Here is a 15,505-nt window from a genome sequence, read left to right as displayed (position 1 = left end):
GACGCTTGAACGGCTTTACGTCAACATTTCCTGCCAGGAACAGGAAGCCTGGGAACAACAAACGAGTTTTTTGGCCAAATTGCGCCCCGGGAGTGAAAAAAAAGATTGAAAAATGTCATAAATCTAGATAAATTAGATTGAATGAATTTATTGGTATGGACGAAATCACGTAATGGGAGTGAACGAATTGCAACGCGAAATTCAAGTCAATGAAAGGCTTCCTCTGGGCCCGGGCTTTCTGCTCAGCCTGCAGCACCTGTTCGCCATGTTCGGAAGCACGGTGCTCGTGCCGAACCTGTTCGGCGTAGATCCTGGCATGATCCTGCTGATGAACGGCATCGGCACCTTGCTGTACATCCTGATCTGCCGGGCCAAGATACCGGCGTATCTGGGCTCCAGCTTTGCTTTCATTTCTCCGGTGCTGGTCGTGCTCGGCGACAATCCGAAGGAAAATTACCCGCTGGCGTTGGGCGCCTTTATCATTACGGGCATCATCTTCGTCATCGTGGGCCTGATCGTCCATTTCGCGGGTACGAGCTGGATCGACGTCGTGTTCCCGCCAGCCGCCATGGGCGCGATCGTCGCCACGATCGGACTGGAGCTGGTGCCGACCGCGGCAGGCATGGCCGGTCTACTTCCGACGGCAGACGAGACTTCCGGTTTGATGACCTATGACACGAACAGCATCATTTTGTCCATGACGACACTTGGCGTAACCGTCATCGGCGCGGTCCTGTTCCGCGGGTTTCCAAAGATCATCCACATTCTGATCGGCATCGTCGTCGGATACGTCCTCTCCTTCTTCATGCCGGGCATGGTCAATAAAGATGCAATCGCCAGCGCCCACTTCTTCACGATGCCAACGGTCATTACGCCAAGCTGGAACTGGGCTGCCATCGCGACAATTATCCCGGTATCCCTGGTCGTCATCGTCGAGCACATCGGCCACCTTCTAGTAACGAGCAACATCGTGGGCAAAGACTTGTCGAAGGATCCGGGACTAAACCGCTCGCTGCTGGGCAACGGCATCTCGACCATCCTCTCCGGCTTTGTCGGCTCCACGCCGAACACGACGTACGGGGAAAATATCGGCGTCATGGCGCTGACCAAAGTGTATTCGGTCTTCGTCATCGGCGGCGCAGCCGTCATCGCGATCCTGCTGTCCTTCTCGGGCACGGTCTCTTCGGTCATCGCGAACATTCCGACGCCGGTCATGGGCGGCGTATCCCTGCTGCTGTTCGGCGTCATCGCAGCTTCCGGTCTGCGGATCTTCGTCGAGCAAAAGGTCGATTTCTCCAAGCCGACCAACATGATCCTGGCGACGCTGGTTCTGGTCGTCGGCATCAGCGGCGTGCAGCTCAACCTTGGCCCCGTTCAATTGAAAGGCATGGCGCTCGCCACGATCGTGGGCATCGTGCTCAGCCTGTTCTTCAAGCTGATTGAGGTTACCGGGCTGTCCAACGAACCGGGCGGCAAGGAGCAGGAACTGGTGGAGAAAATTCCGGATTGAGTGACAAGGGATCGGAAGACACAATGAATCGGAACAACAGTTGAATCGCAATCCCTCAAATGAAAAACATACGTAACGTAAGAAAAGCCGGACAAGCATCTCAACGATGCCGTCCGGCTTTCTTGTATTTCCATGGCTGCAATCATGGCACCTACAGTTCCAGTGTCTCTTCCGGCCAATGAAGCTCAACCCCGTATCGCTCCAGCATCGCCTGGTAATCGCACAAATGAGGCGAGGAAGCCCTCACTTCACGCGGAGGTATGCCGTGCATTACCGCGTAAGCAGCCAACAGTCCCGCGGATTCGCCGATGTTCCATTCCGTCGGATGCAGCCGGTAGCAGCCATTGGCGATCTGCGTCATGCCGATATTTTTGCATGCCGGAAGCAGGTTGGTCATCCGCACCGGAATCAGCGATCCGAGAGGAATTTCATAAGGATAGTTCGGAATGAAGAAAGCCCGCTGGTTCACGGTCGTCGGATGCAGGTCCAAATAATAACTTCCGACGCCGACGCTGTCCACGTACCGCTTGATACCCTTCTCCCCGCGAAGCTCCTGGCTGACATCATGCTCTGTGATCGTGTACTGCGCGCGAATCCGCCGCGACTCCCGGATATAAGGAGACTTCGCCAAGCCGTCTTCCGTGCCGAGTACGTCGCCGCGCAGCCGGAGGCCCGGATACCCGTACCCCCCGTCAAGCCGGGGAGCCTCGGTCTGCAGCCAGTATACGAGCGACAGCGTTAGCTCGCGGGCTGCTTCCAGATGCCGGGCGCGTTCCGGCTCCGGTACGCCGATCACCGGCCCAAGATAATAATCGTTCATCGGCCAGTTAAGCAGCGTCACCTCGCCGTCGCTCAGCGGCACGCGCCACAGGGAGGGGTCCACGATCCGCCGGTAATCCCACAGCGACATGATCCCCTGGTCGTTCGGAAACATCGTAAACCGCCGCAATTTGGACGTGTCCTCGGCTTCGTTCGAATACCAGCTTAAGATCGGATATGTGGAAAATGAGGGCTTGTATTCATGCCAGAAATCGTAACTATCCGGCTTTGGGATCGTAAAATTGCCGCCTGGGATGTATTCCACCGCCGCCACATGGGTGATGGACTGCATATCAAGCGGATCGGCTTGCTCCAGCGCGTGCGGCTCGTTCGTTTCGCTGCGCGCCTCGGCTCCGCTCACATATTCCGCACCGGCCAGGGGCAGCAGCTCTCCGGTTTCGGTAGCGTCCAGGAAATATGCGCCTTTCAGCTTATGCCTGGTTTGCCCATCCACCTTCTCGACCGTTACCGACATCACTTGGTCGCCTGCTGTCTCGCTGTGAACAGGACGCGTGTTAAGCAGCACCTGGATCCGGCGGGTGTTCACGTACGGGGCCAGCATATCCTCCAGCACTTGCAGGGCGACCTTCGGTTCATGCGCCACCCTGCTGACCCAGGCGTTCCCCGGATTGAGCTCCGGATCGTTCAACGCCTGCTCGTTGAGCGGGTAGTTGCGTTTATAATATTCCCTGACCCGGTTTCTGAACTCCCGGTAAGATGCCGTGCATCCGAAACTTTCAATCCAGCGGTGCTCATCGGGCGGAACCGCCTGCGAAGTCAGCTGCCCTCCCAGCCAATCGGTCTCCTCCGTTACGATCACCTTCATCCCGGCTTTAGCCGCCGCCAAGGCGGCCGACGTTCCGCCGAGTCCTCCGCCGATGATAATCACATCTGCCACGAGCTCTTGTATCAACGTTATCCGCGCTCCTTTCCTTATTAGCCAGCGATATTCAGTGGACTGCCAGCCTCATGCTCTCAGCGACTGGGCCGCCTTCCTTGCCGCGTTCGAGAAGCGCCGCGTGATCTGCTGCGGCCTGGAAATGGCCCCACCGACCACGACAGCATGCGCGCCGAGCTTGAGTGCCTCCTCGACCTGATAAGGCTCGTGAATCCGGCCTTCGGCAATCAATGGAATACTCAACCGGGCCGCTGCTTCTTCAATCAGCTCCAGATCCGGACCTTCCAGCTGCGGCGAATAATCCGTATAACCCGACAGCGTCGTCGATACGCAGCTGACGCCGAGGGAAGCGGCATGAATGGCCTCATCCAGCGTTGAAACATCCGCCATGCTGGCAACGCCCGCCTGCTTCATCCGCCGGATCAAATCCTCCAGCCGGACCCCGCCGGGCCGATTACGGCCCGTAGCATCAAAGGCGATCATGTCCGCCCCGGCATCAAGCAGCTCCTCCACTTCCTTGAGCGTAGGCGTAATGTAAACGTCCGATCCCGCATACTCCCGCTTGATGATCCCGATCACCGGGATCGAAACCGCGGACTTGATGGCCCTGACGTCATCCGCCCCGTTGGCCCGGATCGCCGACGCCCCCCCTTCTTCGGCGGCCACGGCCATTCGGGCCATAATGTGCGCACCATGCAGCGGCTCATCCGGCAGCGCCTGGCAGGATGCGATCAGGCAGTAACGCAAAGATTGCAGTATAGGCTCCAGTATGTCCACCCTCTCTCATCTTTTTTGTGACTCTTCAAGGCCACTGTTATCTATATATCGGCGGCCTCACGTGAAAACGCGCTTGTAATCCAACTTCGAACGTACGGTTCCAGGGCATGCAGCAGTCCGTGATCTCCACATACCCTTTATCGCTGTTTATACGCTGATTCAGCGTTTCTCCAAGCCGCTCCTTGACCAGCCTGGACACTTCGCCTCGCTGGCCGTCCAGCTCGAATATGCTGAGCCCCATTTGCTCAACCAGACCAGCGTTCAGCTCCATCCGGACGCCCGCGCAGTAGCATACATCCTCGGCGTACCGCAGTGCCAGAAAGTCGAGATGCTTCTCCGTCCTGCCATAGTGCAGATACAGCGTGGATTGCGCAATGACCGTGCCCAGCGAGTTGGAGCTGGTATTCCATCCGGCATAACCCGCCAGGTTAAACAGCATTCCTTTTTGTCTAAGCAGCTTTACCAGCTTCAAGTCGCCGCCGTTCGCATACCCGATATCCGCCACGGCAGCCGGCTTACCCTGAACCCGCATCACGAAATCCCCGTATTCCACCAGTTCGATGATGTTCCGGTTGATGTCATAGCCGAAGAAAGGGTGCTCCTGGGACACGGCTTCAACCATCGTCTCTCCCGGCGTATTCACGAGCAGCACCAAATCGGCCTCACTGCAGCCTGAAGCTATCAAACCACCCGCCGCCATGATTTGATATTTCAGCGTCTCAAAGAAGTACCTGTCCTCGTAGAGCGGCGTGACGAAGCTGCCCTGAACCGCCGCAAGCCGCGGATAGATGAGCGGGGTGCTCCCCTTGATTTCGTTCACCATTCGAGCCAACAGAGTGCAGCCGACCTCATCGGCTCCGGGATACATGTACGCCCGCAGCTCCAAATCCAGCTTGGAGATCAGCGCCCTGACATTCTGCTGATCCTTGGCTGTATAACCATATGGCGCCGAATCGTCCTGCGGAAAAATCATAAAGTCAATGCCGCCGTCTGCGATCACATCCATCACATGGCCGATCGCCTCGATGTTCACCGCCCTGCGGTCCAAATAATCCTGAAGCACATCCGCTGGCAGCCGCGCATCGATCTCAGCCAGCTCGGCATTTTCTTCCGCAGCGGCCAGCCCCAGCTCCTGCCGGTGAGTGATGAAGCCTTTGCGGAAGATTTCCCTCCCCCAGTCGCCATAGTAGTCTGGCTCCTCATCGGCGTTCGAATACTGCGGGCAGCGCATGATCAGCTGAAAGGCGAACATCCGCAACTTTGGATTTCGCGCTTTCAGCCGCCGGAGCCGGTTCACCCGATCGGCAAGCTCTCCCGGCTTCAGGTAATGCAGCCGTGACGGGATGATGCCGCCGTACAGCAGCGTGTCCACGGCTATGATTGCGCCGTCGGCGTCAGCAGCCTCCTGTTCCAGCCAGGCCCACAACCTCTCGATATCGCCCGGGCGCTTTTTAAGACCCATCATTTCCAGCGGCGGCCGGACCATTTCAAACTCCGTTCCCTGCGCCAGCATATATGGAAATTCATAGTTGCAAGGACGCTCGTCAAGCGGGACGAACACCAGTTTGTGACTCTTCTCCATTTTTGCAAGCTTCCTTTCCTAACGTAAATTAGCCGCAAATCACCCTTTGATCGCGCCGGCCATACCTTCCATGTAGTAACGCTGGGTAAACAGGAACACGATAATAATCGGCAGCACCGAGATCATCGTTCCCGCTGCGATCCATCCGAAATTGTAGGAGAATTGGCCGTTCAGGAACGTCAGCGCCGCAGCGAGCGGATACTTCTGCGGATCGTCCAGCACGACGATCGGCCACAGGAAGTTGTTCCAGAACGCCATCATTTCCAGCAGCGAAATGACCGCAATCGCCGGTTTCACCAAGGGTAGGATCAACTGCAACCAGATCCGGAACTCGGAGGCACCGTCCATTTTTCCCGAATCACGCACGTCCGAAGGAATCCCGAGAAACGTCTGGCGCATCAAGAAGATGTTGAATACCGATACAGCCGAAGGCAGTACCACGCCCAGAAAAGATCCGGTCAGATGCAAAGACTGAATCGTCAGGTAATGCACGATCATCGCCGTCGAAGACGGGATAATCATCGTCGCCACCAACAGGGTAAATACGAAATCCCTTCCTTTGAAGCGAAAGGTCGCCAGCGGATATGCGGTCAGGCTGGAGAGAATAACGTTGGTCACAACCCCGAGCACCGTAATCACGACCGTATTATAGATATACTTCGGAAAGTTCATAAACTGCCAAACCTTCACGTAATTATCGAAGTCAATGAACGTCGGCAGGATCGCCGGCGGGTTGGCGAACACGTTTTTGCCCGGCATCAAAGACACGCTGAGCAGCCAAAGAAACGGTCCCATCATAAACAGAGCCAGCGCGACTAACAAAATATAGACGATCGTCAGCCGGATTCCTGTTTTCACTTGCTTCATCCCACGATTCGCTATCATCAGTATGGATTGACACCGCCTTTCCGGTTGAATCGGAACACAAGCACGCTGAATACGGCGATAATGACGCTGACGATGAGCCCCAATGCCGAGGCGTACCCGAAGTTAAACTGTTCCAGACCTTTTTGGAAAATATAGACGCTCGATGTCAGCGTTGACGTACCCGGTCCCCCTTTGGTCAAAATATAGATCTCGTCAAAGACGCGGATCGCCCCCATCAGGGAGATCAGGGTACAGAATAAAATGTGGGGTCTCAGCAGCGGAATCGTGATGTTCAAGATCAGGCGCAGCCTGCTGGCTCCGTCTACCCGCGCCGCTTCGTACAGATCCGAAGGAATGCCTTGGAGTCCGGCAAGGTACAGCATCATGTAATAGCCTAGGCCTTTCCACATCGTAATGAACATGAGCACGAACAATGCCGTGCTGCTGGTAGCGAGCCAGGAAACCTGGTCGCTGATGATTCCCACCTTGATCAGAAGAAAGTTGACAACCCCGTTGTTGCTCAGGAGCCAGCTCCAGATCAGCGCCACGGCAACCATGGAAGTCACGACCGGAATATAATAAGCGGTCCGGAAAAACTTCACGCCCGGAATTTTCCCATTGACCAGAATCGCCATCAGGATGGACAAAATCTGGATGATCGGCACGACGATCACATATAGCAGCGAATTCCACAGCGAAATGAGGAAGTTGTGGTCTTTAAATGCGTTCACAAAGTTATCGACACCGACATAATGCGTTTCGGAAATAACCGAGTAGTCCGTAAAGGACAGCGGGATACCATAAATAATAGGCCAAAATACGAATACAGCGATAACCAGAAGTCCCGGGGCCATAAAAGCCCATGCCGTGAATGACTCCGACCGCATCCATTTGTACACTCTGTGATCACCACCTAACTAGAATGTACGGGAGGAACTCTGTCCCCCCGTACGCCTTCCGCCAACCGGCCCAATTATTTCTTGAGCACCTCGTTGACTTCCTTTTCCATTGCATCCACCGTCGCCTTGACATCGGCCCCGTTCAGGAAAACTTTCTGCAGGCCTCGGGCGATGGCGGAGTTGATATCCCCAGCGTTCGGCACGCCGACCATATAATCGACCGCCTTATCTAAGCTGTTGGCCGAAGCGATCTTGGCTTCTGCTTCCAGCGACTTGTCGGTTTCCGTAAAGAACGGATCCTTGATCGATTCCTTGGTGGACGGCAATGTGTTGGCCGCTTTGGAGAACGACGTCTGATTTTCGGCATTCGTCACGAAGACGGCGAACTCGACCGCTTCCTTCTGATGCTTCGATTTGGCCGGAACGACCAGGTCCATGGAGTTGGACAGGCGAAGGTCGGCTTTTCCGGTCGGCAGCGGTACGGCAATCGTGTTTTTATAAACGTCCGGAGCCGAAGTCTTCAGGAAGTTAATGAAGGTCGGACCGGCAAGTTCGAAGGCCACCTGCTCCCCGGAGTAATATTGGATCTGTTTTGTAAACGGAACGTCCTCTTTCATGATGACGCCGTCAGCGATATTTTTCTGGATCGTTTCGATCATGCTGGTCATCTCAGGTGTGTTAAAGGCCGCAGCGGTCTTGTCGTCATTCAGAATCGGAATGCCGTTTACCGGAAGCAGCTTTGAAGCAAACTGCTGCGAGTATCCGAGCTTACCGGTCTTCGCCTTCACTTGGCGTGCCCAGTCGCCCAACTCCTCCATCGTTTTCGGCGGATTCGCCGGATCCAGGCCGGCTTCCTTCACGATTTTCGTGTTCATGAAGAGGACCTCGGTGCCTGTGTACCAAGGAAGAGCATAGGCCTTGCCGTCGATAACGGTGGAGTTGAAGATGCCGTCGAAATAAGCTCCCTTCTCTTCATCCGTCAGGAATCCGTTCAAATCGAGCACGGCTCCTTTGGAGCCCATCTGGCTGGCAAATTCGGTGTTCAGGTTAACGACGTCCGGGCTGTTGCCGCTGGCGATGCTGGTCAGCAGCTTGTTGGTCACCGCGTCATAAGGGTAGTCCTTCCAATCGATCGTGACACCCGGATGACTGCTCTGGTAATCGGCAATGAGCTTATTGAAGTAGTCCGTGAATGTAGGCTGCAGCGCGATGGTCCAAAACTCCAGCTTGACCGGATCGCTGCTCTTTGTTTCGGTGGTCGGCTGCGGTTCGGACGATTGCGGAGTGTCCGCCTTATTCCCTCCTCCACAAGCGTTGAGTACGACCGACAACAGCATGACAGACAGCAAAGTCAGAACAAAACCTCTACTTCTACCTCTTCCCTGTTTCCTCATCAACAATGGCCTCCCCTTTGATCATAAAAGATGATTCCAAGCATGTGTTTCCTGCTTTAGGCAGATTATAGCAAACCACGCAAAAATAAAAAAGATATTTTTCATATTTATTAAAAAAGGTGGAGTTATTTTCCCGAAATGAATTTTCAGATTTCTCCTTCTTAAGGGTCGTCATCCTTATATTGTGAAAAGGCATTGCATAAATAGCAGAGGCAGCAGTGAGATGTTCAACTGACAAAACAAAAAAAGAGCTGTCTGAAGTCAATTCGACTTCAGACAGCTCTTCATTTATTTCCCGGGAAACGAACTCCCGCGTTTTAATCTTCGTAGGACATAAGGGAGAATACTTCCACACCCGGCAATTTGCCGCGCCCGTTCAGAGCAATCAGCTCGATCATGAACGCCGCCCCAACCACGTTACCGCCCAGTTGGTTGACCAGACTTACGGAGGTGGAGATGGTTCCGCCTGTGGCAAGCAGATCGTCAGCGATCAGGACGTTCTGGCCTTTCTTGATTGCGTCGGTGTGCATGGCCAGCTTATCCTTGCCATATTCGAGATCATAACCGACTTCAATCGTTTCGTAAGGCAGCTTGCCGCTCTTGCGGATTGGCGCGAACCCGACGCCCAACGCATAAGCAAGCGGCGCCCCGACGACGAAGCCCCGGGCTTCCGGACCGGCAATGACATCGATGTTCAGGTGCGACACCATGGCCTTGATGTCATTGATGGCCTTTTTGTACATTTCCCCATTTTGGAGCAGGGTGGTAATATCTTTAAAACTGATTCCAGCCATCGGGAAGTCCGGAATCACCCGGATATAATCTTTGTAATTCAACATAATCTCTCCTTCTAGAGTTTTACGAAGTAAAACTGACTCCGTAAGCGTTGCTTAGTTTTACGAAGTAAAACAGACTTCGTAAGTGTTGCTAGACGTTACAAAATCATACAGTTCTCGTAAGCATTCATACGATCGTCCCGGTCACGAAGCTCCCCGCATGCGGGAAATGAACCAACTCGTGACCTGCGGAGTGCTGGCATACAGCAGATGCTGCTCCATTTCCGCCAGGTTTCCTAGCGCTAGGAAATGACGGGATGTAGCCAAATCACGCTTGGGCGGTTTAGGTATAAAACGGATAAGGCCTTCCTGCCTGTCTATAAATGACAGCTCCTCAAACACATCCATCATCTTCGATACCATGCGGATGCTGCACGACGCCTGCTCACAGAGCATCGATAAGGCGGCTTCTTCTCTGACGGGCTCGGCTGCGATTCTCGACAACAATATATACAGCTTCTTGAACTGATCCCTGTCCGGCACAGCGAGTTTCTCTCTCTTATGTACCTGATGAAGCAGAAATACGTTGGACAGTTTCGGAAATGAAAACAGAACCGCATCCAGCTGTTCGGGCGTCTCCGGCGCGTTCAGCATGAACAGCGTCGTCACGTCGTCCTGGCCGGACCGCTCCTCGTTCGGATGATACGCTAAAATTCCAGCATTCTTATCATATACCCAAAGGGTGGATTCATTCAAACGGATTTTTGCCGGATCCAGAATCTCCCGTTCCAGGACCGCCGCCACCTGTGTTGGCCGCAGTCTGAAATGCGATCCGATCATTTGGTTGACCCGGTCAATCTCATGCCAAGGATCCTGAGCCCCGCGCAGGTCGAACACCTGCGGCTGCGTAAGCTTCAGATCCTGCAGCATCAGCTGGGGTCTTCGCGAACCGTTCCATTCATTGACGCTCAATTCCCCGAGCAAATCGAGTTCCGCACCTTCTGCCAGCACTTCGGCCAATTCGCCTTTACCAAACGCGACCACTTCCAGGCGGACACCGTCCTGCTGAACGACCAGCTTGAGATGCTTGCTGTCACGTCCCATCTTCCGGGTCTCAAGCAGCCTGCAGCCCCTGAAAATAAACTTGGGCACGGGATTGGCCATGCCGAAGGGCGACAGCATTTCCATTTCATCGATCACCGGCAAAGGAACGTCCGACAGCCGCCACTCTCCGTCCGATGCCGCAACGGGAATAAAATCGGATTCGGTCAGAACCCCTGCGGCGTATTCATTCAGCGCCTGCTCGAAGGCATCCAGCTGATCCCTGTGCAGGCTCATCCCTGCTGCGGATGGATGGCCGCCGTAATGGTCCATCAGCGATTTGCAGGAGGTCAGTGCACCATAGATGTCCAGTCCGGGAATGGAACGTGCCGAGCCTTTGCACATGCCGGTGTCCGGATCGATGCCCAAGATAATGACCGGACGATAATAACGTTCCAAAATTTTGGAAGCGACAATGCCGACGACGCCCACGTTCCAGCCCTCTCCTGCCAGCACGATCACATCAGGCACCCGGCTACTGCCGATCTTGGCCTGAAGCTGGCTGGTCGCCTCCTGGACGATATCGTCCACCACCTGCTGCCGCTCCTTATTGAGTTCATCCAACGCATGGGACAATCTTAAAGCCTCATCTTCATCTTCCGTCGTCAGGAGGGCAACGGCCGATCCTGCATGGTCCAGCCTGCCGCTGGCATTAATGCGCGGAGCCATACCAAAGGCGACATTAATGGACGTGACGTTCCGCATCGTAATGCCCCCGACTTCCATCAGCGCGCGGATTCCCGGAAACGAGGAGCTGCGCATCTGCTGCAAGCCGCGGCTGACCAGGATGCGGTTCTCGCCGCTGAGCGGCATTAAGTCCGCAATGGTGCCGATGGCCACGATTTCCGTCCATTCTACCGGCGGGTGGCCGAGCATCGCCTGGGTCAGCTTGTAAGCCACCCCGACCCCGGCCAAGCCTTTAAAAGGATACGGGCAGTTCGGCTGCTTCGGGTTGATCAGCGCATACGCGTCAGGAAGTACTTCCGGAGGCTCGTGGTGGTCGGTGACGATCACGTCCATCCCGAGCGAGTTGGCATAAGCAATCTGCTCGACGGCGCTGATGCCGGTATCGACCGTGATGATCAGGCTGACGCCCTGCTGTTGTGCCCAATCCAGCGCATGGTTGTGCAGCCCGTACCCTTCATTGGAGCGGTGCGGAATATAGATGTCGTAAGATGCTCCAAGATAGCGCATGAAATGGATCATCAGTGAAGTGCTGGACACGCCGTCAGCGTCGTAATCCCCATAAATCAATATATGTTCTCCGGCCTCGACCGCTTTTTGAATCCGCGGAACGGCCTCCTTCATGCCGAGCATCAAAAACGGATCATGCAGGGCCTCCAGGCTCCCGCTTAAAAACATGGCGGCTTCCTCCGCATCGCTAATTCCTCTGGCTGCCAGCAGCGAGCCTACCAGAGGAGAAACCGACAGCTCCTGCGCCAACCGGCCCGCCTTCTCCGGATCCGCTTCGGAAGTCCGCCATTCATATTTCGAATCAAACAATCGTCTTCACCTTTCTTTCCCCGCCCCGTCTTCTGTTCGTATAGGTCATGAGCAGGCTACTGGAGCAGTGTCGGCTGCTCATTATCCGTCAGATGATGGTTCGACTTGTACGGATAGCCGGGATCATAAGGCACGACCAGGATATTAACAATGCTGACATGCAAAAAACGGTGCATCAGAAGCTTTTTGGCCCGGTCGGCGATCTCGGCGCCTTCCTGGACCGTAATCCGCGGATTGACGCTGATCTTTAAATCGATCGTAATGTAGTGCCCCTGCTCCGATGCTTTCAGGTCGTCGACCGTAATGACGCCGTGAACCCGCTGTACCGTATCGATAAAATTAATTGCATCCTCCTGCTCGGTCTCCTGCACCAGTTGTCCGTACACGGAGCTGACGATAAGCCGGTATCCTCTGCGCAGCAGCAGCGCCGCGACGATCAGAGCCGAGATGGAATCCATATACTGCAGCATGGACCACTTAAAGGCACTGCCGGTCATCGACAAAATGACGCCGATCAATACCGTGATGGACGAATACAGACTGAAGCGGTGGTTGTCGGCATACACCGTGTGCATGCCGTCGCCTTGTTTCTTGGATTGGCGGTACTGGTACTGAAAGAGAGCTTCTTTGACCGCAAGCGAGACGAGTATCGCAATCAGCGTAAACTGTCCGGGTGCGTGAACACGGCCTGCGGCCAAATCCCGTACTGCTGCTACAGCAATTTGCAATCCGCCCATCAGCACAAGAACCGAAAACAAAATCGCCAGAATCGGCTCTGTTCTCCCGGACCGCAGATCACTCGGCAGCGTGCTCCGCATCTTCGATGAAGTCCGCCATGGAATGCGCCGGGCCAGCGCACCGGCTGCGTCCGATGCGGAATATAGCGCATCACCCAGCAGTGCCTTGCTCCCTGTAAAATATCCGACCACGCCTTTAAACAAGGCCAGTGACAGTTCACCGACAATTCCCGTCCAGACGACGGTGCCCGATGGATTTGAACGCTCTATACTCATGAAAGCCTCCCCCCCGGCAATCTGAATACCGATTCTGATCTGTTGCTGGATCGCCTGCAATCCTTCTTAGCGCAAGCATCCATTGAAATAGACATGACATTCGCGACAAATAAGTATAAATAAGTACCAGTGGAAAAGCCGCGCCCAATCAGACGCGGCTTTCCTTCATTACATTCACTCCCTGGCTTTACGCCTTGGAAGGTTTGGCTGGTTTGGCACTGGTTTTTTGTTTGCTTTTGAATACGAGCCACAGCGGGCTGGCGATAAAGATCGAAGAATAGGCTCCGAACAACAGCCCGATAACCATCGCGAGCGAGAACATCTTGATCGATTCCCCGCCAAACAGGAACAGGAAGAATGCCGCAATAAACACCGTCAGCGCCGTATACAAGGAGCGCATCAGCATCTGGCTCACGCTCTTGTTCATAATGGCTTTCAAATCTTCTTTGGTCTTCTGCTTGCCGAACCGCAGGTTCTCGCGGATCCGGTCAAAAATAACGATCGTATCGTTGATCGAATAACCGATGATGGTCAATACCGCCACGATAAACGTCAGACTGACTTCCAGGCGGAAGATCGAGAAGACGGCCACGACCATAAAGGCGTCATGGAGCAGCGCCACGATGGCCGCCAAGGCGAACCGCCATTCAAACCGGATGCTCACGTAAATGATAATCCCGATACAGGAAATCAAAACGGAATAGATAGCGTTTCGCCCGAGCTCCTTGGCCATTTCCGTATCAACCGTGTTAATTTCAAACGACGCCGTTTTATCCAGCTCCTGGATCGCCGACTTCAGCTGTTCGCTCTGGTCCTCGCTAAGTTCTTTCGTAAAGCGGATACTGACCCGCTTATCCCCTGGCGCTACCGTCGCCCCATCGGTGAGGCCGATCTTGTCCAACAGCGGCTGAACTTCGGCCGTCGTCACGTTCTTTGACAGCTTGACGTCGACGTTGGAACCTGCCTGAAAATCAACGCCATAGTTTAATCCAAAAGCGGAAAGGGTAATAATTCCCGCAATCGTCAAGACGATGGAAAAGATGAACGCATACTTGCTCATCTTCATAAAATCGTAATCTTTTTTAAAGTGCACGAATATCACTCTCCTTTACCCCGAACTGCTTCGGCTTCTTCAGCACGCCGGCTTTAACCAAGAGGTTGAGCAGGTAATGGGTGAAGTACACATTCGTGAGAATACTGAGTACGATTTCCACGATCAGTACCAGCGCAAAGCCTTTGACGGCGCCCGTACCGAAGGCAAACATAACCGCTCCGACGATAATGGTCGTAATGTTGGAATCGAGAATCGTACGGAAGGACGACTTGTTTCCTGCTTTGACCGAAGACATGACGCTCTTGCCGTTCCGCATTTCCTCCCTGATCCGTTCATTCGTAATGATGTTGGCGTCAACCGCCATACCGATACCGAGAATAAACGCCGCGATCCCCGGTAGGGTCAGCGTAAAGTCGGCCCAGACGAAGACGAGAATGAGCAGCCAGGTGTGGGCGATCAGTCCGAAGCTGGCGATGACACCCGGCAGGCGATACATGCCGATCATGAAGATCAGAATCAGAATGGAGGCGATGATGCCTGCTTCAATCGTTTTATGCAAAGACTGCTTGCCCAGCGTTGCGCCCACGCTCTGAGAGTACTTCTCCGTCAGCTTCAAAGGCAGCGCCCCGAGGTTGATCGTATCGCGAATCTGGTTGGCTTCATCCATCGTGTAATTGCCCGTGATCGAAGCTTTGCCGTCCGTCAGCTCCTGGTTTACGGTTGGAGCGGATAAAAGGGTATCATCCAGGAAAATAGCGAGCTCTTTGCCGACCAAACGCTTGGTCACATCGGCAAATTTCTTTTTATCTTTGACTTTGATATCGATTTGCGGTTGGTTCAGCTGGTTATAACCCACCTGTGCACCGTTTTCCACGAAATCGCTTCCGAGGAGTTCGGTTTTACAATAGACATCTTTCGGGTCAACCGTGCCGTCTTTCCCCGCTTCAGGCGTTTTACATCCATCCGCACTGCGGAAGGTCAGTGACGCCGGCTCCTTCATTTTCTTGCGGACCTCGGCTTCGTTCGTCACGCCTGCGATTTTCAGACGGATCCGGTTCGTGCCCTCAGTGGTAACTTCAGGCTCGCTGGTTCCGAGCGCGTTGGCGCGTTTCTCCAAACTTTCCGCCGTCCGTATGAGGGACTCTCTCGTAACCTTCTGTCCCTGTTCGAGCGGCTGGGCCTCATACAGAATCTCAAAGCCCCCTTTAAGATCGAGACCGAGTCGTACGTTGTCGAGCAGCGCAGGGCTTGTCCCAGCCATGACCGCAATCGATACGAGCACGACGATGATGAAAGTGACAATTCTTTTCAT

The 15,505-nt window shown here is 54.4% G+C and carries 12 protein-coding genes; 1 reads left to right on the top strand and 11 read right to left on the bottom strand.

Features of this window, described 5'->3' with window-relative positions; genetic code table 11:
• The first annotated feature begins 187 nt into the window (after positions 1–187).
• Positions 188–1,510 (top strand): uracil permease, encoded by a 1,323-nt coding sequence (gene uraA, locus CJP46_RS32420; RefSeq protein ID WP_094599760.1) that lies wholly within the window; start codon positions 188–190, stop codon positions 1,508–1,510.
• 151 nt (positions 1,511–1,661) lie between these two features.
• Here uraA and CJP46_RS32415 read toward each other — a convergent pair whose 3' ends face one another.
• The 11 genes from CJP46_RS32415 to secD form a co-directional block, all read right to left on the bottom strand.
• Positions 1,662–3,242 (bottom strand): FAD-dependent oxidoreductase, encoded by a 1,581-nt coding sequence (locus CJP46_RS32415; protein ID WP_256992638.1) that lies wholly within the window; start codon positions 3,240–3,242, stop codon positions 1,662–1,664.
• A 54-nt stretch (positions 3,243–3,296) separates the two neighbouring features.
• Positions 3,297–3,998, bottom strand: coding sequence for an N-acetylmannosamine-6-phosphate 2-epimerase (locus CJP46_RS32410; protein ID WP_256992645.1), 702 nt, complete (start codon positions 3,996–3,998; stop codon positions 3,297–3,299).
• Positions 3,999–4,041: 43 nt separating this feature from the next.
• Positions 4,042–5,586 carry a DUF4127 family protein gene (locus CJP46_RS32405; RefSeq protein WP_094599758.1) on the bottom strand — a complete coding sequence of 515 codons (1,545 nt, stop codon included), beginning with the start codon at positions 5,584–5,586 and terminating at the stop codon, positions 4,042–4,044.
• Between the two features lie 39 nt (positions 5,587–5,625).
• A complete protein-coding gene (locus CJP46_RS32400) occupies positions 5,626–6,384 on the bottom strand; it encodes a carbohydrate ABC transporter permease (RefSeq protein WP_373558066.1) in 759 nt (252 codons plus the stop codon).
• An 86-nt stretch (positions 6,385–6,470) separates the two neighbouring features.
• Positions 6,471–7,352 carry a carbohydrate ABC transporter permease gene (locus CJP46_RS32395; protein ID WP_094599756.1) on the bottom strand — a complete coding sequence of 294 codons (882 nt, stop codon included), beginning with the start codon at positions 7,350–7,352 and terminating at the stop codon, positions 6,471–6,473.
• Positions 7,353–7,426: 74 nt separating this feature from the next.
• Entirely contained in the window at positions 7,427–8,746 is a 1,320-nt protein-coding gene (locus CJP46_RS32390) for an ABC transporter substrate-binding protein (protein WP_094599755.1), read from the bottom strand.
• A 317-nt stretch (positions 8,747–9,063) separates the two neighbouring features.
• Entirely contained in the window at positions 9,064–9,582 is a 519-nt protein-coding gene (locus CJP46_RS32385) for an adenine phosphoribosyltransferase (RefSeq protein ID WP_094599861.1), read from the bottom strand.
• A gap of 144 nt (positions 9,583–9,726) precedes the next feature.
• On the bottom strand, positions 9,727–12,126 hold the full coding sequence (recJ, locus tag CJP46_RS32380; protein ID WP_094599754.1) for a single-stranded-DNA-specific exonuclease RecJ: 2,400 nt from the start codon (positions 12,124–12,126) through the stop codon (positions 9,727–9,729).
• A gap of 56 nt (positions 12,127–12,182) precedes the next feature.
• Positions 12,183–13,139, bottom strand: coding sequence for a cation diffusion facilitator family transporter (locus CJP46_RS32375; RefSeq protein WP_094599860.1), 957 nt, complete (start codon positions 13,137–13,139; stop codon positions 12,183–12,185).
• 187 nt (positions 13,140–13,326) lie between these two features.
• On the bottom strand, positions 13,327–14,232 hold the full coding sequence (gene secF / locus CJP46_RS32370) for a protein translocase subunit SecF (RefSeq protein WP_094599753.1): 906 nt from the start codon (positions 14,230–14,232) through the stop codon (positions 13,327–13,329).
• Positions 14,222–15,505 (bottom strand): protein translocase subunit SecD, encoded by a 1,284-nt coding sequence (secD, locus tag CJP46_RS32365; RefSeq protein ID WP_094599752.1) that lies wholly within the window; start codon positions 15,503–15,505, stop codon positions 14,222–14,224. The genes secF and secD overlap by 11 nt, the downstream gene beginning before the upstream one ends.

Source organism: Paenibacillus sp. XY044 (assembly GCF_002257645.1).
Lineage (GTDB): Bacteria > Bacillota > Bacilli > Paenibacillales > Paenibacillaceae > Paenibacillus_AQ.
Note: the sequence above shows the minus strand (reverse complement) of the source record. Positions and strands in the feature narration are given on the sequence as shown.

What these genes read in the sequence shown, in the direction of transcription:
- CJP46_RS32405 (WP_094599758.1), bottom strand. Translation starts at nt 5,586, where the DNA reads ATGGAGAAGAGTCACAAACTGGTGTTCGTCCCGCTTGACGAGCGTCCT.
- CJP46_RS32400 (WP_373558066.1), bottom strand. Translation starts at nt 6,384, where the DNA reads ATGATGGGACCGTTTCTTTGGCTGCTCAGCGTGTCTTTGATGCCGGGC.
- CJP46_RS32390 (WP_094599755.1), bottom strand. Translation starts at nt 8,746, where the DNA reads ATGAGGAAACAGGGAAGAGGTAGAAGTAGAGGTTTTGTTCTGACTTTG.
- CJP46_RS32375 (WP_094599860.1), bottom strand. Translation starts at nt 13,139, where the DNA reads ATGAGTATAGAGCGTTCAAATCCATCGGGCACCGTCGTCTGGACGGGA.
- secD (WP_094599752.1), bottom strand. Translation starts at nt 15,505, where the DNA reads ATGAAAAGAATTGTCACTTTCATCATCGTCGTGCTCGTATCGATTGCG.